At 67.2% G+C, this 23788-nt stretch carries 19 protein-coding genes; 9 read left to right on the forward strand and 10 right to left on the reverse strand.

All coding sequences use genetic code 11. From position 1 onward, the window contains the following. Nucleotides 1-166: 166 nt before the first annotated feature. Nucleotides 167-3541 carry a hybrid sensor histidine kinase/response regulator gene (locus tag GH815_RS05380; RefSeq protein ID WP_153747731.1) on the forward strand — a complete coding sequence of 1125 codons (3375 nt, stop codon included), beginning with the start codon at nucleotides 167-169 and terminating at the stop codon, nucleotides 3539-3541. After that, on the forward strand, nucleotides 3531-4451 hold the full coding sequence (locus GH815_RS05385; protein WP_153747732.1) for a response regulator transcription factor: 921 nt from the start codon (nucleotides 3531-3533) through the stop codon (nucleotides 4449-4451). Before GH815_RS05380 ends, GH815_RS05385 begins: the two co-directional genes overlap by 11 nt. 15 nt (nucleotides 4452-4466) lie before the next feature. Here the strand turns inward: GH815_RS05385 and GH815_RS05390 are convergent, their stop codons facing one another. The 3 genes from GH815_RS05390 to recA all read right to left on the reverse strand — a co-directional run bounded on the left by GH815_RS05390 (nucleotide 4467) and on the right by recA (nucleotide 8216). After that, the gene (locus GH815_RS05390; RefSeq protein WP_343030668.1) at nucleotides 4467-5138 is read right to left on the reverse strand and encodes an alpha/beta hydrolase; all 672 of its coding nucleotides are present in this window, start codon (nucleotides 5136-5138) and stop codon (nucleotides 4467-4469) included. Nucleotides 5139-5210: 72 nt separating this feature from the next. Continuing rightward, nucleotides 5211-7037, reverse strand: coding sequence for an ABC-F family ATP-binding cassette domain-containing protein (locus tag GH815_RS05395; protein ID WP_153747734.1), 1827 nt, complete (start codon nucleotides 7035-7037; stop codon nucleotides 5211-5213). A gap of 108 nt (nucleotides 7038-7145) precedes the next feature. Continuing rightward, nucleotides 7146-8216 (reverse strand): recombinase RecA, encoded by a 1071-nt coding sequence (recA, locus tag GH815_RS05400; protein ID WP_153747735.1) that lies wholly within the window; start codon nucleotides 8214-8216, stop codon nucleotides 7146-7148. A gap of 38 nt (nucleotides 8217-8254) precedes the next feature. Between recA and GH815_RS05405 the strand changes: the two genes are divergently transcribed. The 3 genes from GH815_RS05405 to GH815_RS05415 all read left to right on the forward strand — a co-directional run bounded on the left by GH815_RS05405 (nucleotide 8255) and on the right by GH815_RS05415 (nucleotide 9975). Beyond that, nucleotides 8255-8659: a hypothetical protein gene (locus GH815_RS05405; protein WP_153747736.1), complete on the forward strand. Its 405-nt coding sequence runs from the start codon at nucleotides 8255-8257 to the stop codon at nucleotides 8657-8659. Between the two features lie 231 nt (nucleotides 8660-8890). Continuing rightward, entirely contained in the window at nucleotides 8891-9652 is a 762-nt protein-coding gene (gene hisF, locus GH815_RS05410) for an imidazole glycerol phosphate synthase subunit HisF (protein ID WP_153747737.1), read from the forward strand. Continuing rightward, nucleotides 9649-9975 (forward strand): phosphoribosyl-ATP diphosphatase, encoded by a 327-nt coding sequence (locus GH815_RS05415; RefSeq protein WP_153747738.1) that lies wholly within the window; start codon nucleotides 9649-9651, stop codon nucleotides 9973-9975. The genes hisF and GH815_RS05415 overlap by 4 nt, the downstream gene beginning before the upstream one ends. Nucleotides 9976-10017: 42 nt before the next feature. Here the strand turns inward: GH815_RS05415 and GH815_RS05420 are convergent, their stop codons facing one another. The 7 genes from GH815_RS05420 to GH815_RS05450 form a co-directional block, all read right to left on the reverse strand. Next, nucleotides 10018-10209: a hypothetical protein gene (locus GH815_RS05420; RefSeq protein WP_153747739.1), complete on the reverse strand. Its 192-nt coding sequence runs from the start codon at nucleotides 10207-10209 to the stop codon at nucleotides 10018-10020. 44 nt (nucleotides 10210-10253) lie between these two features. After that, nucleotides 10254-11891 (reverse strand): glucose-6-phosphate isomerase, encoded by a 1638-nt coding sequence (pgi, locus tag GH815_RS05425; protein WP_153747740.1) that lies wholly within the window; start codon nucleotides 11889-11891, stop codon nucleotides 10254-10256. Between the two features lie 12 nt (nucleotides 11892-11903). Beyond that, complete coding sequence (gene pgl / locus GH815_RS05430) at nucleotides 11904-12566, reverse strand: 6-phosphogluconolactonase (protein ID WP_153747741.1); 663 nt, start codon at nucleotides 12564-12566, stop codon at nucleotides 11904-11906. Continuing rightward, complete coding sequence (gene zwf, locus GH815_RS05435) at nucleotides 12563-14017, reverse strand: glucose-6-phosphate dehydrogenase (RefSeq protein WP_153747742.1); 1455 nt, start codon at nucleotides 14015-14017, stop codon at nucleotides 12563-12565. The genes pgl and zwf overlap by 4 nt, the downstream gene beginning before the upstream one ends. A gap of 221 nt (nucleotides 14018-14238) precedes the next feature. Then, a complete protein-coding gene (locus GH815_RS05440; protein ID WP_153747743.1) occupies nucleotides 14239-16596 on the reverse strand; it encodes a TRAP transporter large permease in 2358 nt (785 codons plus the stop codon). A gap of 17 nt (nucleotides 16597-16613) precedes the next feature. Then, entirely contained in the window at nucleotides 16614-17543 is a 930-nt protein-coding gene (locus GH815_RS05445) for a TRAP transporter small permease subunit (protein ID WP_153747744.1), read from the reverse strand. A gap of 115 nt (nucleotides 17544-17658) precedes the next feature. Next, nucleotides 17659-18741 (reverse strand): TRAP transporter substrate-binding protein, encoded by a 1083-nt coding sequence (locus tag GH815_RS05450; protein WP_153747745.1) that lies wholly within the window; start codon nucleotides 18739-18741, stop codon nucleotides 17659-17661. Between the two features lie 461 nt (nucleotides 18742-19202). Between GH815_RS05450 and GH815_RS05455 the strand changes: the two genes are divergently transcribed. The 4 genes from GH815_RS05455 (at nucleotide 19203) to GH815_RS05470 (ending at nucleotide 23721) form a co-directional block, all read left to right on the forward strand. Beyond that, nucleotides 19203-20948, forward strand: a complete 1746-nt coding sequence (locus GH815_RS05455; RefSeq protein ID WP_153747746.1) for an acetolactate synthase 3 large subunit — start codon at nucleotides 19203-19205, stop codon at nucleotides 20946-20948. An 84-nt stretch (nucleotides 20949-21032) separates the two neighbouring features. Next, a complete protein-coding gene (ilvN, locus tag GH815_RS05460) occupies nucleotides 21033-21596 on the forward strand; it encodes an acetolactate synthase small subunit (protein ID WP_153747747.1) in 564 nt (187 codons plus the stop codon). A 136-nt stretch (nucleotides 21597-21732) separates the two neighbouring features. After that, nucleotides 21733-23097, forward strand: coding sequence for a DNA repair protein RadA (gene radA, locus GH815_RS05465; protein WP_153747748.1), 1365 nt, complete (start codon nucleotides 21733-21735; stop codon nucleotides 23095-23097). Between the two features lie 18 nt (nucleotides 23098-23115). Beyond that, a complete protein-coding gene (locus GH815_RS05470) occupies nucleotides 23116-23721 on the forward strand; it encodes a CvpA family protein (protein ID WP_153747749.1) in 606 nt (201 codons plus the stop codon). The last annotated feature ends 67 nt before the right edge of the window (nucleotides 23722-23788 follow it).

The raw sequence follows: 23788 nt of genomic DNA on the forward strand, positions 1-23788 counted from the left end.
GGCGGGTGTGATCCCCGCCCGTGACCTGAAGGCTCGCAGAGAATGCCGCAGTGCAGTATACGTCGAATGACGTATGGGACTGCGCGTTTTTCCACCTATCATCCCTTGCGGTGGGTGACCGCCGGGCGACGCCCGGGCGGTATGGCATGACGGGATGACAGGGAACATGCAGGTTCCGTTCAGCGCGACCGGCGGGCGGCGCAGCTATAACCGCTGGGTCGCCAACGAGACGATGGAGGATTTCGCGCTGCGCTTCACCGCGCGCCGCGCGCGCCGTTGGAGCCATGCGCGGGTTGCCAACACGGCGCTGGGCTCGATCTCGTTCCTGGCGCTGGAGGCAATCGGCGGCGCGATCACGCTGACCTACGGCTTTGATGCCGCGATCATCGCGATCATGCTGGTGGGGGCCGTGCTGTTCCTGACCGGCCTGCCGATCAGCTATTACGCCGCGCGCTACGGCGTCGATATCGACCTTCTGACCCGCGGCGCGGGCTTTGGCTATATCGGCTCGACCGTCACCTCGCTGATCTATGCCAGCTTCACCTTCATCTTCTTCGCGCTCGAGGCCGCGATCCTGGCGCTGGCGCTGGATCTGTGCTTCGGCATCCCGGTCACGCTTGGCTACATCCTGTCGGCGCTGATCGTGATCCCGCTGGTGGTGAACGGGTTTTCCAAGATCTCGGCGTTCCAGACCTGGACCCAGCCGTTCTGGATCGTGCTGCACCTGATGCCCTTTGCCTTTCTCGCCTGGGCGGGGACCGATCTGGGCGTCTGGACCGGGTTCGACGGCGCCCATGGCAAGGAGGGGGCGACGATCCTGATGATCGGCGCGGCCTCGGGCGTGGCGCTGTCGCTGATCGCGCAGATCGGCGAACAGGTCGATTTCCTGCGCTTCCTGCCCGAACCCAAGACGCGGGCCGAGCGGCGCAAATGGTGGGCGGCGCTGCTGGCCGCGGGGCCGGGCTGGTCGGTGCTGGGCGTGGCCAAGATGCTGGCGGGATCCTTTCTGGTGACGCTGGTGGTCGCGGCGGGCGTGCCTGCAAGGGACGCCACCGATCCGACGCGGATGTATCACACCGCCTTCGAACAGGTTCTGGCCTCGCCCGCGCTGGCGCTGGCGCTGACCGGGGCCTTCGTGATCCTGAGCCAGCTCAAGATCAACGTGACCAATGCCTATGCCGGCTCCATCGCCTGGTCGAACTTCTTCTCGCGGCTGACCCATTCCCATCCGGGCCGCGTGGTCTGGCTGGTGTTCAACGTCGCGATTGCGCTGATGCTGATGGAACTGGGCGTGTTCGGGGCGCTGGAACATATCCTGGGCCTTTATTCCCATGTCGCGCTGGCCTGGATCGGGGCGCTGACCGCGGATCTGGTGGTCAACAAGCCGCTCGGCCTGAGCCCGCGGGGGATCGAGTTCCGCCGCGCGCATCTATACGACATCAACCCGGTCGGCATGGGGGCGATGGGCGGCGCGGTGGTGATTGCCTTTGTCGCCCATGGCGGGCTGATGGGCGAAACGGCCGAGGCGCTGTCGGCCTTCATCGCGCTCGGCACCGCCTTCGGCATGGCGCCGGTGATCGCCTGGGCCACGCGCGGGCAGTTCTACATCGCCCGCCCGCTGCCCCAGTTCGCTGCCCCCGCGCGGCACGAGACGGGCGCGACCTGCGCATGCTCGATCTGCGAATACCGCTTCGATGCCGAGGACATGACCCATTGCCCGTTCTATGCCGGGCCGATCTGTTCGCTGTGCTGCACGCTGGACAGTTCCTGCCGGGACAGTTGCAAGCCGCATGGCCGGGTCGATGCGCTGGCGGTGCGGATGCTGCACGCGGCCCTGCCCGACCCGGTGGCACGCGCGCTGATGTCGCGGCTGTCGGTCTTTTTGATCGGCACGGCGATTCCGGCGGCGATCATCGGGGGGCTTTTGCTGCTGGTGCGGGCGCATGCCGCCAGCCCCGATCTGGACGCGGTGCTGACGGTGATCTTCTGCACCGCGCTGGTGGTGATCGGGGTGATCGCCTGGACGCTGATCCTGGCCATCGAAAGCCAGCACAAGGCCCGGGACGAGGCCGACCTGCAAACCCAGCGGCTGCTGCGCGAAATCCGGGCGCATGAGCGCACCGATGCCCAGTTGCAGAAGGAAAAGGAAAAGGCCGAGGCCGCAAACCTGGCCAAGACGCGCTACATGGCCGGGATCAGCCACGAGCTGCGCACGCCGCTGAACGCGATCTACGGCTTTGCCCAGGTGCTGGAAAACAGCCCCGAGATCCCGGCCGGGCGGCGCGAGGCGGTGCGCGCGATAAGGCGCGGCTCGGAACATCTGGCGGGGCTGATCGAGAACCTGCTCGACATCTCGAAGATCGAGGCCGGGCGGCTGGAAATCTATCGCGACCGGATCAACCTGCCGATCCTGTTGCGCCATGTCGCGGCGATCTTCGAGGCCCCTGCACGCGAGAAGGGGCTGGATTTCGGCATCCATACCAGCGGCAATCTGCCCGAATGGATCGATTTCGACGAGAAGCGGCTGCGCCAGATCCTGATCAACCTGCTGTCGAACGCCATCGGCTATACCGAGCGCGGCTCGGTGTCGCTGAGCGTGCGCTATCGCAACGAGGTGGCGGTGATCGAGGTCAGCGACACCGGCATCGGCATCGCGCCCGATCAACTGGACCGGATCTGGAAACCCTTCGAGCGGCTGACGCCCCGGGGCGGCGGGCCGGGCTCGGGGCTGGGGCTGACGATCACGCGGCTGCTGGTCGAGATCCTGGGCGGCGAGATCACCGTGGACAGCGTGCCGGGCGAGGGCACGACCTTTCGCGTGCGGCTGATGCTGCCCTCGGTGCTGCCCGAGGCCGACCAGCCCCGCGCCGCCGCGCCCGCGCCCGAGCGGCTGAAGGCACGGGGCTATCTGGGGCCGCGCAAGACGATCATGGCGGTCGATGACGATCTGGACCATCTGCGGCTGCTGGATACCGTACTGCGGCCGATGGGGTTTCTGGTGCAGACCGTTCCCGATGCCGAAACCGCGCTGGGTATCCTGGACGATTGCGCGCCAGACCTGTTCCTGCTCGACATCGACATGCCGGGAATGGATGGCTGGGAACTGGCGCAGCGGCTGCGCGCCCGGCCCGAGCACCGATCGACGCCCATCGTGATGGTCACGGGCCACGCGCTGGAGGCGCGGATGCCGGTCGACCGCGAAGGGCAATATGATGCCTTCGTGGTCAAGCCCTATTCGCTGCGCGACGTGCTGGTGCGGCTGGCGGATCTGATGAAGATCGAACTGGTCTTCGACGACCCCTTCGCCGCCGAGACCGCGCCGGTCGCCCCGCCCCCCGCCATCGCGCCCGAGACGCTGACCCGGCTTCAGGGGCTGGCCGGGATCGGCCATGCCGCGGGCGTGAGGCGCGAACTGGACGCGCTGGACGCAGATGGCGCGCTGGATCCCGCGACGCTGGCGCGGCTGCGCGACCGGCTGGCCGAGTTCGACATGGCCGGGATCCTGCGCCTGCTCAAGGAGATGACCCGCGATGCTGCCTGAGAGCTTTCCCCCGGCCCTGCCCGCCCGCTCGATCGCGCTGGTGATCGACGACGCCCCCGAAACGCTGGGGCTGATCTCCGCGGCGCTGGAGGATAACGGCATGACGGTGCTGGTCGCACGTTCCGGTCCCGAGGGGATCGACCTGGCGCGGCGGGTGCGGCCCGACGTGATCCTGATGGATGCGATGATGCCCGGCATGGACGGGTTCGAGACCTGCCGCATCCTGAAATCCGGGCCGCGGCCCGAACCCGCGCCGGTGATCTTCATGACCGGGCTGACCGAGTCCGAACATATCCTGAAGGGGCTGCGCGCGGGCGGGGTCGATTACATCGCCAAGCCCGTGGTGGTGGACGAACTGATCGCGCGCATCATCACCCATGTCCTGAACGCCCGCGCCGTCGCCTCGGCCCGATCGGCGCTGGAACAGGCGGGCCAGAGCGTGCTGGCCTTTGCGCCGGACGGGCGGCTGGCCTGGGGCTCGCCCGGGGCGCTGGCGCTGCTGGAAACCCCCGAGGGACGGATGCTGGTGGCCGAGGGGCGCGCCCTGCCCGCGCTGGCGCGCTGGCTGGCCGGGCTGGCCGATCAGCCGATTTCCAGCGCGCCGCCCTTTGCGGGCGCGGGGCTCGCCCTGCGCTATCTGGGCCAGAACCCCGGCGAGGTGATCCTGCGCATCCGCCGCCATGGCGAGGGCGAGAACGAGGCGCAACTGGCGCAGGCCTTCGGGCTGACCGACCGCGAGGCCGAGGTGCTGTTCTGGCTGACCCGTGGCAAGACCAATCGCGACATCGCCGAGATCCTGAACCTCAGCGCGCGCACGGTGAACAAGCATCTGGAACAGGTGTTCCACAAGATGGGCGTGGACAACCGCACCTCGGCCGCGGTGATCGCCGACCGGCTGCTGAACGCCTGACGCAGCTTGCCGACCTCAGGTCGGGTCGATCATAAGCCGGTCGCGCATGAAGGCCAGCGCCACGCTCAGCCCGTCGGGCGCGATGCCGTGGCCGGTGCCCTTCATCACATGGGCATAGACGTCGAAGCCCGCCTCGCTCAGCGCATTGCCCGCCTCGGGCAGCGCCTCGATCGGGACCACGTCATCGGCATCGCCATGCACCAGCAGCACCGGCGGGCGGGCCACCATCTCGTCCTCGAGCAGTTCCGGTGCCAGCAGCCGCCCCGAGAAGCCCACGATCCCGGCACAGGGCGGCGCACGGCGCGCGCCCACATGCAGCGCCATCATCGTGCCCTGCGAAAAGCCGAACAGCACCGTCTGGCGCGGCCCGATCCCTTCCTCCGCGGCGACCGCATCGAGCCAGGCGTTCAGGTCGTCCACCGCGCGCAACATGCCCTCGCGGCTCTGTTCCTCGGTCGAGCCGTCGATCCAGGGGATCGGGAACCACTGATAGCCAAAGGGCACGCCCGCGCAGCTTTCGGGCGCATCGGGGGCCAGAAAGGCGGTGCGCGGCATGTGCGGCGCCAGCGGCTGCGCGAGCCCCAGCAGATCGGCCCCGTTCGCGCCATAGCCATGCAGGAAGATCACCAGCCGATCCGCCTCGCCCTTGGCCGCGCCTGCGCGGCCCGCATCAAGAACCCGTGTCACCCGATACCCTCCAGCTTTCCGGCCCCCCGGGTGTAAGCGCAAAGCGGCGGCGCCGCAACGGGGCGGAACGGCTCAGCGACCGGCGGCCTCGGCCTTGGCGGCAAGCTCCAGCCATTCTTCCTCGGCCTCGGCCAATGCGGTCTGCCGCGCCGCCAGCGCCTCGGATGCCTTGCGGAACTTCACCGGCTCGCGGGTGAACAGATCGGCATCCTCCAGCAGCGCGGCCAGCTTGCCGATCTCGGCCTCAAGCCGTTCGATCTCGGCGGGCAGGCGGTCAAGCAGGTGCCGTTCGGTAAAGCTGAGCCCCTGCGCCGGTTCCTTCTTTACCCGGTCGGCGGCGGGTTTCGACGGCTGCGGGCGCGGCGTTCCGGCCGCGGGCTCGGGCATCGGCGCGTTGCGTTGCGCGCGGTAATCCGACCAGCCGCCCGCATAGACAATGGCGCGGCCGTCCCCCTCCATCGCGATCGTGGTGGACGCCACGCGGTCCAGGAAATCGCGGTCGTGGCTGACCATCAGAACCGTGCCGTCATAGTCGGACAGCAACTCCTGCAACAGATCCAGCGTCTCGACATCCAGATCGTTGGTCGGTTCGTCCAGCACCAGCAGGTTCGACTCGCGCGCCATGATCCGCGCCAGCAGCAGCCGCGCCCGTTCGCCGCCCGAGAGCGAGCGGACCGGCGCGCGCGCCTGCGCCTCGTCGAACAGGAACTCCTTGAGATAGCCGACCACATGTTTCGGCTGGCCCCGCACCAGAACCTGATCGGCCTTGCCCGAAACCCGCATCTCGGGATCGCCGGTCAGGCTTTCCCACAGTGTCATCTCGGGGTCGAGCGCGGTGCGGTTCTGGTCGAACACCGCCATCTGCACATTCGCGCCCAGGCTGACCTCGCCGCTATCGGGCGCAAGCACGCCGGTCAGCATCTGCAACAGCGTCGTCTTGCCCGCCCCGTTCGGGCCGACCAGCGCCACCCGCTCGCCGCGATGGATGCGCAGGCTGAATTCGCGCAGGATGATGCGTTCGCCGAAGCGTTTCGCGATCGCGCGGGCCTCGATCACCCGCTTGCCCGATTGCGGCCCCGATTCAAGCGCCATCGCCGCCGTGCCCTGCCGCCGGATCATCGCCGCGCGGTCCTCGCGCATCGCGGCCAGCGCGCGCAGCCGTCCCTGGTTGCGCTTGCGCCGGGCCGAAATCCCCTCGACCGCCCAACGCCCCTCGGCCTTGATCCGGCGTTCGAGCTTGTGGCGCGCCTCGTCCTCCTCGGCCCAGATCCGGTCGCGCCATTCCTCGAACGCCTCGAAGCCGCGTTCCTGGCGGCGCACCTCGCCGCGGTCGATCCACAGCGTCGCCCGGGCCAGCGCGCGCAGGAACGCCCGGTCATGCGAGATCAGCACAAAGGCCGAGCGCGTCTCGGCCAGTTGCGATTCCAGCCAGCCGATCGCCTCGATGTCCAGATGGTTGGTCGGCTCGTCCAGCAGCATCAGCGCCGGCGCCTCGGCCAGAAGGCGCGCCAGCGCCGCCCGCCGCCGCTCGCCGCCCGAGGCGGTCGCAACCGGGGTCGCGGGGTCGAATTTCAGCCCCTCGGCCACCATCGCCACGCGGTATTCCTCGCCCGGCGGCAGGCTGGCGGCGGCAAAATCGCCCAGCGTGGCAAAGCCCGACAGGTCGGGATCCTGCTCCATATAGCCGACCGTCATGCCGGGCGAGAGCGTGCGCGCCCCCGCATCGGGTTCGACCAGCCCGGCCATCACCTTCATCAGCGTCGACTTGCCCGACCCGTTGCGGCCGACCAGCGCCACACGGTCGCCCGGCTGGATCACCAGATCGAGCCCGTCAAAGACGGGGTTGCCGCCGAAATTCAGCGAGATGCCGGAAAGTTGCAGAAGCGGTGCGCGGGCCATGGGCGCTGGCTACTGCGGCCCGCCCCCGCGGTCAAGCGACCGGCAGCGCGCCATGGAAAAGGCCCGCCGGATCGCTCTGGCGGGCCGGGCCTTGCGCGGGGCGGCGGTTCAGGCTTCCATCACCTCGTCGCCATCCTCGGCGCCCATGTGGAAATCCAGCCCATGGGCCGCGCGGATCTTGTCCTCGATCGACAGCGCCACCTCGGGGTGATCGCGCAGGAACTGCTTGGCATTCTCGCGGCCCTGGCCGATGCGCTCGTCGCCAAAGGAGTACCAGGCGCCCGATTTGTCGACCACACCGGCCTTCACGCCCAGGTCGATCAGCTCGCCGGTCTTCGAGATGCCTTCGCCATACATGATGTCGAATTCCACCTGCTTGAACGGCGGCGCCACCTTGTTCTTGACCACCTTGACGCGGGTCGCGTTGCCCACCACCTCGTCGCGGTCCTTGATCGCGCCGATCCGGCGGATATCGAGCCGCACCGAGGAATAGAATTTCAGCGCATTGCCGCCCGTGGTCGTCTCGGGGCTGCCGAACATCACGCCGATCTTCATGCGAATCTGGTTGATGAAGATCACCGTGCATTTCGACCGGCTGATGGACGCCGTCAGCTTGCGCATCGCCTGGCTCATCAGCCGGGCCTGCACGCCGACATTCGAGTCGCCCATGTCGCCTTCGAGTTCCGATTTCGGCGTCAGCGCCGCAACCGAGTCGACCACCACCATGCTGACCGCGCCCGAGCGCACCAGCGTATCGACGATCTCCAGCGCCTGTTCGCCGGTATCGGGCTGCGAGATCAGCAATTCGTCCAGATCGACGCCCAGCTTGCGGGCATAGATCGGGTCCAGCGCATGTTCGGCATCGACGAAGGCACAGATGCCGCCCTTCTTCTGTTCCTCGGCCACGCAATGCAGCGTCAGCGTCGTCTTGCCCGAGCTTTCGGGGCCGTAGATCTCGATGATCCGGCCCTTGGGCAACCCGCCGATCCCCAGCGCGATATCCAGCCCCAGCGACCCGGTCGAGGTCGCCTCGATCTCGGCCACCGGGTTGTCGGCGCCGAGCCTCATGATCGAGCCCTTGCCGAATTGCCGCTCGATCTGCGCCAGCGCCGAGTCGAGCGCCTTCTGCTTGTCGGAACTGCGCTTGTCCACCATGTCAAGAAGGCTCGCTGTGCCCATGTTTCCCATCCTTATTCCACACCGCAAAGCGGGCGGCAATGACCGCTCGTGTTCACTTCCCGTTCTCCAATCTATCGGATCAAAACGAGAACATTTCAAGTCAAATTCGAGCCCCCCGAGGATTCGAGGAAACGGTTAAGGAAAGGTTCACGGGCGCAGGCCGCAAATCCGGTTGCCCCCGCCTGCCGTGCAGCCATCTGTTTCAGGACGATTTTTTCAGGGCCATCGGCAGCCGGTCTCCAACCAGACCGCGTGAAATGCGCGACCAGGTCGGCCGCTGTACCGGTTTCGTACAGGATCGGCGCCGGGGTGATTCCGTGCGCCAGACCGTCCTGACTGCCCCGGTTGCACGGCTCGTCATCACCGCGCGCCAGAATTCGGCGCCCTCGTTGCTGGCAATGCGGACGGCATTCGCCACCGGACTTGAACCGATGGCGCCTTGATGGCTCGGGATGACGCCGCGTCGGGTTGCAGAAGCGCGCGATGGAACCGAAGACATCGGCCCTGGCTTCATCGCGGGTGCGATTGTCCCACTAATCCCGCTATCCGGGGTCGGAAAAGACCCCTGCTTGCTTCTTCTGGCCCGAAATATCCCGGGGTGCGGGGCAGCGCCCCGCCTGCCACGCTTCCCTTGCGCGCGCGCCCGGGCTATGAGGGCGCGAAAGGAGCCGAGCATGCTCAAGACCCGGATCATTCCCTGCCTTGATGTCGCCGATGGCCGCGTGGTCAAGGGTGTGAATTTCGTCGATCTCGTCGATGCCGGCGACCCGGTCGAGGCGGCCCGGGCCTATGACGCGGCAGGCGCGGACGAGCTGTGCTTTCTCGACATCCACGCCACACACGAGAACCGCGGAACCATGTTCGACGTGGTGCGGCGCACGGCGGAGCAATGCTTCATGCCGCTGACGGTGGGCGGTGGCGTGCGCTCGGGCGAGGATGTGCGCGCGCTGTTGCTGGCAGGGGCCGACAAGGTCAGCTTCAACTCTGCCGCGGTCGCCGATCCCGAAGTCGTGCGCCGGGCGGCCGGGCAGTTCGGCAGCCAGTGCATCGTGGTCGCGATCGACGCCAAGCGCGTTGCGCCGGGCCGCTGGGAGATTTTCACCCATGGCGGGCGCAAGGCCACCGGCATCGACGCGGTGCAGTTCGCAACGACCGTGGCCGGATTCGGCGCGGGCGAGATCCTGCTGACCAGCATGGACCAGGACGGCACGAAATCGGGCTTCGATCTGGACCTGACCCGCGCCATCGTCGCGGCGGTCGATGTGCCGGTGATCGCCTCGGGCGGCGTGGGGACACTGGATCACCTTGTCGAGGGCGTGACGCTGGGCGGGGCCAGCGCGGTGCTTGCGGCCTCGATTTTCCATTTCGGCACCTACACGATCGGCGAGGCCAAGGCACATATGGCGGCGGCCGGTGTGCCCGTGAGGCTGGCATGAACGCGCTCGAACGGCTGGCGGCCACCATTGCGGCGCGCCGCGCGGCCGATCCCGACAGTTCCTGGACGGCAAAGCTGCTGGCCCGCGGCCCCGAGAAGTGCGCCGAGAAATTCGGCGAGGAAGCGGTCGAGGCGGTGATCGAGGCGGTGCGGGGCGATCGCGACCGGCTGACCGCGGAAGCGGCGGATGTGCTGTACCATCTGCTGGTGATGCTCGCCTCGCGCGATGTGACGCTGGATGCGGTGCTGGCCGAACTGGAACGGCGCGAGGGGACCGGGGGGCTGGCCGAGAAGGCCGCGCGGACCAGCGACATGGGCAATTGACCGCCCGGCAGCGGACTGACCGAACATGACGGCCGGCAGAAATCAGCCCTGAGCGCTGTCGCGTTTCCAGACGGCCGCCGCGATCTGCTCGCGGCTCAGGCCCTTTTCCTCAAGCGCCTTGATGTCGTGGAACATCTGCTCCGCCTCAAGGACCAGCGTGCAATTCTCGCACAGGGCGCCGGATTTCGCGCCGAACAGCCCCAGAACCTTTCCACATTCCCGACAGGTCGCCATTGGATACAGACTCCACGTTCGGATCGAACGCTACCCGGAAATCCTTAACGAAACCTTCCCTCCTCCTGGGGCCGAGACTCGAATTCCGCCACGAATTGCAGAAGCGCGCGGGTCGAACCGTCAAGCCCCGCGCCCGGATCGGTGCCCGCGATCACCGGCGCCAGCGCGGTCGCCAGTTCCTTGCCAAGCTCGACCCCCCACTGGTCAAAGGAATTGATGCCAAGGATCACGCCCTCGACAAACACCCGGTGCTCGTAAAGCGCCACGATCCGGCCCAGCACCTGCGGAGTCAGTTGCGGATAGATCAGCATGGTAGAGGGCCGGTTGCCCGCAAAGACGCGATGGCGGGCCTGACGCTCAAGCTCGTCGCCCGCATGGCCAGCCCGCGCCGCGATGGCGCGCGCCTCGTCTAGGCTGCGCCCGCGCATGAGTGCGGCGGATTGCGCCAGCGCATTGGCCAGCAGCAGGCGGTGATGATGCGCCAGGTCGGGTTCGTGCCCGCGCGCGGCGACCAGGAATTCGCAGGGCACGACCTGGGTGCCCTGATGCAGCAACTGGTAGAATGCGTGCTGGCCATTGGTGCCGGGCTCGCCCCAGACCACGGGGCCGGTGGGGCGCAGGGGGCGGGTGCCCTGCATCGTCACGCCCTTGCCGTTCGATTCCATTTCCAGCTGTTGCAGATAGGCGGGCAGCCGCGCCAGACGCTGGTCATAGGGCAGCACCGCGCGGGTGGGATGACCCAGCACCTGCGCATGCCAGAGCCCGACCAGCGCCAGCAGGACGGGCAGGTTCCCGCGCGGCGGCGCGCTGCGGAAATGGGCATCCATCACCGCGCCGCCCGACAGGAAATCGTCGAAGCGGTCGGGACCGATGGCCAGCATCAGCGACAGCCCGATCGGCCCCCAGACCGAATAGCGCCCGCCCACCCAATCCTCGAAACCAAAGACCCGCCCGGCCGGGATGCCGAACGCCTGCGTCCGCTCCTGCGCCGAGGACAGCGCCACGAATTGCGCGGCCGGATCGGCGACGCGGGCGGCCATCCAGTCCCGCGCGGTTTCGGCATTGGTCATCGTCTCGATGGTGGTGAAGGTCTTGGAGGCGACGATCACCAGCGTCGTTTCCGGGTTCAGCCGCTTCAGCGTGTCGGCAACATGCGCGCCGTCCACGTTCGAGACGAAATGACAGCGCGGCCCGTCATGGAAGGGTGCCAGCGCCTGCACCGCCATGGCCGGGCCCAGATCGGATCCGCCGATGCCGATATTCACAACATCGGTGATCGCGCCGCCCTGCCCCGCGAATTGCCCGCCGCGGACCATTTCGGCAAAGGTGCGCATCCGCGCCAGCGTCGCGCGCAGTTCCGGCATCACGTCGCGCCCGTCGACCTGAACCGACCCGCCGGGGGCGCGCAGCGCGGTATGCAGTACCGCGCGGCCCTCGGTCTCGTTGATCTTCGCGCCGGTGAACATCGCCTCGCGGCAAGCCGCAAGGCCGGCGGCTTCGGCAAGGTTCAGCAGCAATTCCAGCGTTTCGGCGTCGATATTCGTCTTGGAATAGTCGAACAGCATGTCGCCCTCGCGCGCCGAAAAGGCGGCGGCGCGGCCGGGATCCTCGAACAGTGCCGAAATCGGCCGCTCGGCCACCGCGCGCGCCCGGGCATCGAGCGCCATCCAGATCCTGTCCATGTCCATCCTTGTCTATTCCGCCCAGTGGATCGTGGCCGATCCCAGCACCGCGCAGACCGGGGCCAGCAGCGGATCGTCGATCTCGACCGCCCGTTCCAACGCCGCGCGCTTGTCGGCCCCCGTGATCAGGATATGCACGATGGTCGCGCTGCGCAGCGCGGGGGCGGTCAGGCTCAGCCGCGGCTCGGGCTGGGCGGGGGGGGTGATCTGCATCACCGGGGGGGCATCGGCGCGCAGCGCGTCCTCAAGCTCGGGCGCGCCGGGAAAGAGCGAGGCGATATGCATGTCCGCCCCCATCCCCAGAAGCAGGATATCGAGCGGCAGCACCTCGGCCACACGCCCGGCCAGCCCGTCCATGCCATCGGCACCCGGGCGCAGCGCGATCATCTGCGCCTCGGCCGCGGCGCCGGTCAGCAGGCGGGCGCGGATCATCCCCTCGTTCGAACGCGGGCTGTCGGGCGGCACCAGCCGTTCGTCGGTCGGCAGCACGCGCACCCGGCGCCAGTCCAGCGAACTGGCGCAGAGCGCGTCGTAAAGCGGCCCCGGCGTCGTACCGCCCGGCAGCGCGATGCTGGCCTGTTCGGCATGGAACAGCACGGTGTTCAACTCGCCCGCCAGCTTGTTGGCCAGGTCGATCATCATCATCTCGACATCCGGATAGGTCACGAGCTTCATGGCCGTATCTCCCGCCAGCGCCGCCCGTCGCGGTGCATCAGCATCAACGCATCCTCGGGGCCCGAACTGCCCGGATCATAGGGCTTGGGCCGGTCGGCCCGCGCCTCCCAGGCAGCGATCACGGGATCGGTCCAGGCCCAGGCGGCCTCGACCTCGTCGCCGCGCATGAACAGCGTCTGGTTGCCCCGGATCACGTCCATGATGAGCCGCTCATAGGCATCCGCGATATCCTCGGCCCCCGGCCCCAGCGCCTGGGCAAAGGACATGTCCAGCGGCACCTCGATCAGCCGCATGCCGCCCGGGCCGGGTTCCTTGATCGTCACCTTCAGCTTGATCCCCTCGTTCGGTTGCAACCGGATCACCAGCACGTTCGATTTCTGCCCCTCCTGCTCGCCAAAGATCGAATGCGGCGGATCCTTGAAGGTGATCGCGATTTCCGAGGTTCGCGCGCGCAGCCGCTTGCCGGTGCGCAGGTAGAACGGCGTGCCCTTCCAGCGCCAGTTCGACACATGCGCCTTGAGCGCGATGAAGGTTTCGGTCCGGCTGGACGGGATCGCTGCATCCTCGGCATAGCCTGCCTGCCCGTTGCCCGCCGCATATTGCCCGCGCACGATATCACCCGGCTCGACCGCATCGAGGGCGCGGATCACCTTGAGCTTTTCGTCGCGCACCGCGTCCGGTTCAAAGGCATAGGGCGGCTCCATCGCGATCAGGCACAGAAGCTGCATCATGTGGTTCTGCACCATGTCGCGCATCGCGCCCGACTTGTCGTAATAGCCTCCCCGGCCCGCAACGCCCACCATCTCGGCCACGGTGATCTGGATGTGATCGACATATTGCGCGTTCCACAGGGGTTCGAACAGCATGTTGCCAAAGCGCACGGCCATCAGGTTCTGGACCGTCTCCTTCCCAAGGTAATGGTCGATGCGATAGATCTGTTGCTCGTCGAAATGGGCGGCCAGCGTGGCGTTCAGCGCCCGGGCGCTGCCAAGATCGTGGCCAAAGGGTTTCTCGACCACGATCCGGCACCCCTCGCGGTTCATGCCATGACGGTGCAACCCGCGCGCCAGATCGCCGAAAAGCCCCGGCCCGACCGAGAAGTAATAGGCCTGCACCACGCCCGGACGGATCAGGCTGGCCAGCCTTTGCCAGCCGTCTTCGCCGGTCGCATCAAGCCGGACATAACCCAGCCGCGCCAGAAACCGTTCGAGCGCGGCGCTTTCGATCCGGTCCGCGGGCACATGTTCGAGGATGGCGTGCCGGATCTCGCCCTGCCAGGTGTCATCGTCCAGTGCCGCGCGGGCGGTGCCGATGATCCGCGCCTCGTCGGGCAATTGCCCCGCAAGGTCGCGCCGGTAGAGCGCGGGCAGGATCTTGCGCCGCGCCAGATCGCCCGTCGCGCCGAAGATCACGAGGTCAAAGGGATCGACCGGGATCACGCGTGAGACCATCGCAAACCTCGCCGGATCGGTGACAGGGACACGCCGGAACGGCGCGCGCCCCCTGTCTAGCACGGCTCGCCCCCCGGGGAGAAGGAAGCACGGCATCTGCCGCACCATTGTAACCCGCTGATTTCACGGGGATCGGCAGGGGGTGCGCTGCGCAGGCGCAGGAAATCCGTAACCGAACGGCGCCCCGGCCCCGGCGAATCCGCTGCACCGCGCCGCCCGTATCAGCGCGCCGGAAGCAGGCTTGGCACGATGGTCACGATCTCAGGAAAGGCCCAGAGGATCCCAAGCCCGGCCACCTGTATCAGCACGAAGGGCACGACGCCGCGATAGATGTGCATCGTCGTGACCTCTCTGGGCGCCACCCCGCGCAGGTAGAACAGCGCGAAGCCGAAGGGCGGCGTCAGGAACGAGGTCTGCAGGTTCACCGCGATCATGATCGTGACCCAAGCCGGATCGAAGGTGCCGCCATAGATCACCGGGCCGACGATGGGCACCACGATGTAGATGATTTCCAGGAAATCCAGCACGAAGCCCAGCACGAACAGCACCAGCATGACGATCAGGAACACCTTGAACTCGTCATCGAAGCTGCGCAGGAATTGCTGGATGTAATGCTCCCCCCCGAACGAGATCACCACCAGGTTCAGCAATTGCGAGCCGATCAGGATGGCAAAGACCATCGTGGTGACCTTGGCCGTCTCGCGCACCACCGGCGGCAGCACGCCTGACCGCAGCAGCACCCAGCAGGCGTAAAGAATGCCGAACATCGCGAAGTGATAGGCGCCCTGCGCGACGAAGAAGGCCACCCAATCCTCGAAGGGCACGCTTGCGCGCCCCATGCGCAGGTCGAAATTCACGCCCGCGAGGATCATGATCACGATGGCAAAGGACGCCCAGATGATCGTCCTGCCGGAACGGTTTTCCTCGCGCAGCTTGCGATAGGCGGCCAGCATCAGCGCCCCGCCCGCCCCCAGCGCGGCGGCGGGCGTGGGGTTGGTGATGCCGCCCAGGATCGAGCCCAGCACCGCCACGATCAGCACCAGCGGCGGAAAGACGACGCGCAACAGGTCCGACTGGGCCAGCAGGCCGACCGCATGCCGCAGCCCGTAAAGCGCAATGCCGAACGGGATCGCCAGCAGCAGGAACATCGCACCGGGTGAGGTGACGGGCGAGATCAGCACCGCATCGACCGCCAGCGCCAGCAAGAGCCCCCCCGCCCCGATCAGCAGCGGGCGGGGATCGGCCCCGGGCACCACGCCACGCGCCGTGCTCAGCAGCAGCCCCAGCAGCACCACGACCACCATCAGCGAGGAGGACAACGGCGCGGCGGCGGCGATCCTGGCCTCGCGCGCAAGGGCGCGTTCCTCGGGGCTCAGTTGATGGGCCTGCACCTCGCCGCCCGCCGCCTCGATGGCGCGTTGCTGTTCGACCGCGCGATCCCATTTCTGCTGGCCGTGCAGTTCGATCATCGACGCCTTGCACTGGTCCGAGACATTGGTGCGCAGCACCGCGCCCTCGGTCTGTTCGGAAAAGCCGCTGACCGTGACATCCTGGCTGCCCACGATGCCCACCGCACCCAGCAGGAAGGCGCCCCCGATCAGCCCGAGCGGCGCGGCCAGGAACCACCGAAATTTATCGGCGCGCGACTTGGCCGGACCCGAGGCCGCAGCGAAGGACACGGGCGGCGCCTTGGACGGGTAAAGCAGCGCGAAACCGAAGGCATAGCCCGCATACAGCACCGCCAGCAGGATGCCCGGCAGGATCGCCGCCTGAAACAGCGTGCCGACCGAGACCACCGCCGCCTTGCCCAGATAGGTCAGCGCATCGGTGCAACCCGCCATCTGCGCCCGGCTTTCCTGCGACGTTGCATAAAGATCGCCCGCCAGCGTGCCCAGCAGCACGATCACGATCGAGGGCGGGATGATCTGGCCCAGCGTGCCGCTGGCCGCGATGACCCCGGTGGCCAGTTCCGGCGAATAGCGGTTGCGCAGCATCGTCGGCAGCGACAACAGCCCCATCGTCACCACCGTCGCCCCCACGATGCCCGTAGAGGCGGCAAGGAAGGCGCCCACCACGACGACGGCCACCGCCAGCCCGCCCGGCAGCGGACCGAAGACCCGCGCCATGGTGGTCAAGAGGTCATTGGCGATCTTCGAGCGTTCCAGCGTGATGCCCATCATCACGAACATCAGCACCGCCAGCAGAGTCTCGATCGACTGGCCGGCCAGAACGCGTTCGTTGATGCGGTTGACGATGAAGCTGACATTGCGATCCATCGCCACTTCCCAGCCCTGCGGGAACAGCGCCGTCTCGTAGCGCGGCAGGTCGGGAAACCGGAACACGGATATGTCGTTGGGATGGATCCCCTGCGCGGTCAGCGCCGCATAGGCCGCGCTGCCGGTATCCACCGCCTGGTGGATCAACAGCCCCGCACTGTCCAGCGCGGCAATGATCCCGAACGAAATGACCGCCGCGCCGCCGATGGCAAAGGCCACCGGAAAGCCCGACAGGATCCCCGCGAACAGGCAGAGAAAGACGATGATCAGGCCGATCTCGATACCGTCAAGTCCGAACAACATGCGCCCGCCCTGCCCCCTTAATGCGTGGCTTCACGGGCGTCCTCGCCCGGACCCAGACTGTCCCTGTCAAGGAAGCGCCCGGCGCTCTCCTCGCCTTCGAGATATTCCAGCAAGGCCCGGTAGAAGACCGCGATGGCCTGAAGGAACACGAGCCCCGCAAAGGCCACCAGCAGCACCTTGAACAGGAAATAGCCGTTGAAGCCATTGGGCGAGAAGCCGATGGTCTCGACATTCCAGCGCAGCGCCTGCGCCTTCATCAACAGCCGGTCGAGCGATTCCGAGGCCGAGGGCTTGGGCGTGATCAGGTGGCGCCAGAGGAAATACCACGAGTAAAGCCAGACCAGCACCGCCATCGGCATCATGAAGAACAACGCGCCGAACATGTCGATCAGCCGCTTGGTGCGGTGGCTGACATGGGCATAGACCAGATCGACCCGGACATGGCCCGACTGCACGAAGGTATAGCTGATGCACAGGCAGACGATCATCGCGTTGTAAAGCTTCAGCTCCTCGGACCACCAGCTCAGATCCTTGGAAAACGCATAGCCCAGCGGGCCAAGGCTGATCTCGGAGACGCGAAAGATGCGTTGCAGGAACACGATCATGATCTGTTGCAGCACCATCAGAAGCCCCGCCCAGGCAAAGAACCGCCCGATGGTGTTGGCAAAACCTTCCAGTAAGCGCACCGATCCCCACATGATCGACCGCCGCCAAAGCCCCAGCCCGGTCAGCACCACAAAGGCGGCAAGCACGACAAAGAAGAACTCGGTCGAGGCGCCGTAATAGACCACGCGCATGATCGCCTGCGGGTTCGACCAGTCGAGCCACAACCCCGGATGGGCGATTGCATAGCCGAAATTGTAGAAGGCCAGCGCAAGGTTCTTGAAGAACCACAAGACCCCGCCACCAAGCGCGCCCAGCACCCCGGCCGATCCGGACCCGTCCATCTGCGCCCCCTATTGCCCAGCCGTCGCGGATCTGCCCCCCCTTCATTCCGGGGCGGATGCGCCACGCCTGGGACGGCGCCCCCGCTGCGAACGGGGGCGCCAGCCGGATTTCGGATCAGAGACCCATCACGCGGTTGCGCTGGGCGGTGAATTCCGCCTCGGCCCGGCCATTCCAGGCCGCCGAGCTTTTCAGCGACGCCATGTAGCTGTCATGGCATTTCTTGTAGAGCGGATCGCCCATCGGCTCGGCGATCACCTCGAGCGAGGCGGCGCCGAAGGCATCCCACACGCTGTCGGGATATTCGAGAACCCGCACCCCGCCCGCCTGAAGCCGGGTCAGCGCGGCGGCGTTGTTGGCCAGGAATTGCGACATCGACCAGATGTTGCAGGCCCCAGCCGCCTGTTCGATGGCAGCCCGGTGCGCCGGGGCCAGATCCTCGAACACGTCCAGATTGACCGTCAGGTTCAGGTTCGGCCCGGGTTCGTGGAAACCGGCGGTGTAGTAGATCTTGGTGATCTCCTGGAACCCGGCCTTCTCGTCCGCCCAGGGGCCGATCCACTCGGTCCCGTCGATGGCACCCGAGGCCAGCGCCTGATACACTTCGGATCCCGGCAGGTTCTGCACGCTCGCGCCCAGCTTGCCCAGCACCTGCCCGCCCTGCCCGGGCATGCGGAACTTCAGGCCCTGGAAATCCTCGGGGCTGTTGATCTCCTTGCGGAACCAGCCGCCGGCCTGCGCCCCGGTATTGCCCGCCGAGAACGGCTTGAGCCCGAAGATCGAGTACAGCTCGTCCGCCAGTTCGCGCCCGCCGGCATGGTGGATCCAATTGTTGTATTCCTGAAACGTCATGCCGAACGGCACCTGGCTGAAGAAGGACAGCGCCGGGTGCTGGCCGAGGAAGTAGTAATCGACCCCGTGATACATGTCGGCCTGACCGGCCGAGACGGCGTCAAACACCTCGAAGGCGCCGACCAGTTCGCCCGCGGCCTTGAGGTCGATGGTCAACTGCCCGTCGGTGATCGCGGTGATCGCGTCGGCGCAATATTGCGCTGCGTCATGCACCCCCGCAAGGCCACGGCCCCAGGTCGTGACCAGTGTCAGCGTCCGCCTGCCCTGGGCATAGGCGGGCGCGGCAAGGGTTCCGGCGGCGGCCGCACCGCCCAGCGCGGAGCTCCTCAGAAAAGAACGGCGATCCATCAATATTCCTCCCGGTTGGCGCCCGCACCTTTGCGGGCGGATCGTTTGCGTGGGCGAAATCTATCGACAGCTTTGCCCCAGATAAATAGCGCCGAGCGGCGGGCCCGACTTTTTCCCGATGTCGAATGGACGCGCCCCGCCCTGTGCTGCGGGCCGCGCGCGGTGCCCGATTTCCGATCCATGCGCAAAACCCCGGCCTCGAGCAACATTCGGAAAGGATTTCTTGCCGCAGGGTACGAAAATTCTGCCCTTTGCGGGTTGACCCCCACCCGGTGCGCTCCTAATGTCCCGCGCACGCAAGCTGGGGAACCCCGATGGCGATGGTAGGCGTAGTGGCGAAGGACAGGCGCATGGGCCGGTAACGACGGAGCCCAGCTCACCCCATGCGCCCCCGCCCTGACCGGGGGCTTTTTTATGCGCAGCGGATGCACAGACGGACGGCGGAAGGGACGGACAGACAGATGACACAGATGACCGGCGCGATGATGGTGGTTCAGGCGCTCAGGGATCAGGGCGTCGAGGTGATCTTCGGCTACCCGGGCGGCGCCGTGCTTCCGATCTATGACGAGCTGTTCCAGCAGAACGACATCCAGCATGTGCTGGTGCGCCACGAACAGGGCGCGGTCCACATGGCCGAGGGCTATGCCCGCTCGACCGGCAAGCCCGGCGTCGTGCTGGTCACCTCGGGCCCCGGCGCGACCAACGCGGTCACCGGCATCACCGACGCGCTGATGGATTCGATCCCGCTGGTCGTGCTGACCGGGCAGGTGCCCACCTTCATGGTCGGCAACGACGCCTTTCAGGAGGCGGACACCATCGGCATCACCCGGCCCTGCACCAAGCATAACTGGCTGGTGAAGGAAACCGACAGGCTGGCCCAGACGATCCACCAGGCATTCCATGTCGCGACCACTGGGCGGCCCGGCCCGGTTCTGGTCGACATCCCCAAGGACGTGCAATTCGCCACCGGCACCTATGTCGCCCCGCGCGCGGCGGGCAACGCCCATTACCAGCCCCAGGTCAAGGGCGACCGCGAGATGATCACCCGCCTTGTCGAGGCGATGGAAACCGCCGAGCGCCCGGTCTTCTATACCGGCGGCGGGGTCATCAATTCGGGCGATGCGGCAACGCAGCTTCTGCGCGAACTGGTCGAGGCCACGGGCTTTCCCATCACCTCGACCCTGATGGGGCTGGGCGCCTATCCCGCCAGCGGAAAGAACTGGCTGGGCATGCTGGGGATGCACGGGCTTTACGAGGCCAATCTGGCGATGCACGATTGCGATCTGATGATCAATATCGGCGCGCGCTTTGATGACCGGATCACCGGGCGGGTGGCCGATTTCAGCCCCAGCTCGCGCAAGGCCCATATCGACATCGACCCCTCCTCGATCAACAAGACGATCCGCGTGGACATGCCCATCATCGGCGATGTCACCCATGTGCTGGAGGACATGCTGCGGATCTGGAAATCGCGCGGGCGCAAGGTCAACAAGGAGGGCCTGGCGCGCTGGTGGGCGCAGATCGAGGACTGGAAGAAGGTCGAGTGCCTGCGCTACCGGAACTCGGACACGGTCATCAAGCCGCAATATGCCCTGCAACGGCTGGAGGCGCTGACGAAACACCGCGCCGACCGCTACATCTGCACCGAGGTCGGCCAGCACCAGATGTGGGCCGCGCAATTCCTGGGCTTCGAGGCGCCGAACCGCTGGATGACCTCGGGCGGGCTGGGCACCATGGGCTACGGGCTGCCCGCCTCGATCGGCGTGCAGATCGCGCATCCCGAGGCGCTGGTCCTCAACGTGGCGGGCGAAGGCTCGTGGCTGATGAACATGCAGGAGATGGGCACCGCGATCCAGTATCGCGCGCCGGTCAAGCAGTTCATCCTGAACAACGAACGCCTTGGCATGGTGCGGCAATGGCAGAGCCTGCTGCATGGCAACCGCTTTTCGCATTCCTGGTCCGAGGCGCTGCCCGATTTCGTCAAGCTGGCCGAGGCGTTCGGCTGCAAGGGCATCCGCTGTTCCGACCCGGCCGATCTGGATGACGCCATCGCCGAGATGCTGGCATATGACGGGCCGGTGATCTTCGATTGCCTGGTCGAGAAGCACGAGGATTGTTTCCCGATGATCCCCTCGGGCCGGGCGCATAACGACATGTTGCTCGCCGCCGATGCCGAAGCCTTCAAGCAAGGCGCAGCACTGGTCTGATGCGTGCGCAAGGGGGGCTTTCCGCCCCCCGTCCCCGCCTTGCGGGGACTCCCCCCGAGGATATTTGGAGCCAGAAGAAAAGACATGGCAGCAGCACTCAACATCCAGAAGGGCACGTCGAAGCATTCCGCCTATGACCTGCGCGACCCCAATTCGGACGTCATCGAGCGGCACACGCTGGCGGTGATCGTCGATAACGAACCGGGCGTGCTGGCGCGCGTGATCGGGCTGTTTTCCGGGCGCGGTTACAATATCGACAGCCTGACCGTGGCCGAGGTCGACCATACCGGGCATATGAGCCGCATCACCATCGTCACCGCCGGAACGCCCGCGGTGATCGAGCAGATCAAGGCGCAGCTTGGCCGGATCGTGCCGGTCCATGAGGTGCATGACCTGACCGTCGAGGGCCCCTCGGTCGAGCGGGAACTGGCGCTGTTCAAGGTGGCGGGCGCGGGCGAGAAGCGGGTCGAGGCGCTGCGTCTGGCGGATATCTTCCGCGCGAATGTGGTGGATTCGACGCTGGAAAGCTTCGTCTTCGAGATCACCGGCACACCGCAGAAGATCGACGCCTTTGCCGAGCTGATGCGGCCGCTGGGGCTGGTCGAGATGGCGCGCACCGGCATCGCGGCACTTTCGCGCGGGGCCTGAACCGGGCCGGCGCGCGGGTCGAACGGGTATTGACCTGTCGCCCTGGCCGGTCTGCGACGGGAAGGGCATCCTGATCGGCGGCTGTGGCGCGGAGGCACCCCCTTGCCCGCCGCGCGCCCTTGCGCCAGAACAGGCCATGGCCAGAGCCCCCGCCTTCAGTTGCACCGCCTGCGGCGCGTCCCACCAGAAATGGGCGGGCCGGTGCGAGGCGTGCGGGGCGTGGAATACCATCGCCGAGGATGCGCCGCTTTCGGCCGGGCCTGCCGCGAAATCGCTGGGGGCGGCGCGGGGGCGGACGCTGCCGCTGTCCGATCTGGCCACGACCGAGCCCGAACCGCCCCGCGCCGCCTCGGGGCTGGCAGAGCTTGACCGGGTGCTGGGGGGCGGGCTGGTGCCGGCCTCGGCGATCCTGGTGGGCGGCGATCCGGGGATCGGCAAGTCCACCCTGCTCTTGCAGGCTGCTGCAAGTTTCGCCCGCAACGGCCTGAAATGCCTTTACATATCCGGCGAGGAGGCAGGTGCCCAGATCCGCATGCGCGCGCGCCGTCTGGGCCTGGCCGAGGCGCCGGTCAAGCTTGCGACCGATACCAATCTGCGCGACATCCTGACCACGCTGGACGCCGAGCGCCCCGGCCTTGCCATCATCGACTCGATCCAGACGCTCTGGGCCGACATGGTCGACAGCGCGCCGGGATCCGTGGCCCAGGTGCGCGCCGCGGCGCATGAGTTGACCGCCTTTGCCAAGCGGCGGGGCTCGGCGGTGATCCTTGTCGGCCATGTCACCAAGGAGGGCCAGATCGCAGGCCCGCGCGTGGTCGAGCACATGGTCGATACCGTCCTTTATTTCGAGGGCGAGCGGGGGCATCAGTTCCGCATCCTGCGCGCGGTCAAGAACCGCTTCGGCCCGGCCGACGAGATCGGCGTGTTCGAGATGACCGGATCGGGGCTGGCCGAGGTGCAGAACCCGTCCGCGCTGTTCCTGTCGGGGCGCGGCACGCCCGCGCCGGGGGCGGCGGTCTTTGCCGGGATCGAGGGCACGCGGCCGGTTCTGACCGAGATTCAGGCGCTTGTCGCACCCTCGCCGCTGGGCACGCCGCGGCGCACCGTGGTCGGACTTGATGCCGGGCGGCTGGCGACCACGCTTGCCGTGCTCGAGGCGCGCTGCGGCATCCCCTTTACCGGGCTCGACGTGTTCCTGAACGTCGCGGGGGGGCTTCGGGTGACCGAACCCGCCGCCGATCTGGCGGTGGCCGCGGCGCTGATCAGCGCGCGCGAAGATGTCGCGCTGCCCGCGGATTGCGTTGTCTTCGGGGAAATTTCGCTGTCGGGCGCGCTGCGTCCCGTCGGGCAGACGGAAAACAGGTTGAAAGAGGCGCGGAAACTTGGTTTTTCCACAGCCATCGCGCCCGCCGACAGCAAGCCGGGCGCCCCGACGGGACTGCGGCTCAGGCACATGCCGGATCTCGCGGCCTTTGTCGGAGAGATGTTCGGCGCCGGCTGAGGCCGAGGAGGGACTACCATGGAAGGGTTTACCGCTGTCGACGGGATCGTGGCCGTCGTCATCCTGCTTTCGGCGATCCTCGCCTATTCGCGTGGTTTCGTACGCGAAACGATGGCGATCGCGGGCTGGATCGTGGCCGCGATCATGGCCTTCATCTTCGCGCCGATGGTCGAACCGCTGGTCTACGAGGTGCCGTTCCTTGGTACGCTGGTCGGCAATTCCTGCGAACTGGCGATCCTGGCGGCCTTTGCGGGCGTGTTCATGGTGGCGCTGGTGGCGGTCTCGCTGTTCACGCCGCTTCTGTCCTCGATGATCCAGGGCTCGGTTCTGGGGGGGCTTGATCAGGGGCTTGGCTTCCTTTTCGGGGTGGCGCGTGGCGTTCTGCTGGTGGCGGTCGCGCTGTTCGTCTACGGCATGGTGGTCACCGCGGGCGATTACCCGGTGGTGGACAACTCGCGCTCGGCCGACATCTTCGGCGCGCTGACCCGCCAGATCGCCGAGGCCGATCCCGATCAGGCGCTGGGCTGGCTGACCCGCCAGTACGAGACCCTGATGGGCGCCTGCGACCGCCCGGCAGCACCTGCGCCCGCGGGCACGCCCCTGCCCCCCGCCGACGCCCAGTGACAGCCCGCGCGCGCTGTGTGATCCTTTCGTGACAGCGCGTGCCCAAGCGCGTAGAGAGGGGCCAGTC

It is taken from the genome of Rhodovulum strictum, from assembly GCF_009649175.1.
In the GTDB taxonomy this organism is placed as follows: Bacteria; Pseudomonadota; Alphaproteobacteria; order Rhodobacterales; family Rhodobacteraceae; genus Rhodovulum; species Rhodovulum strictum.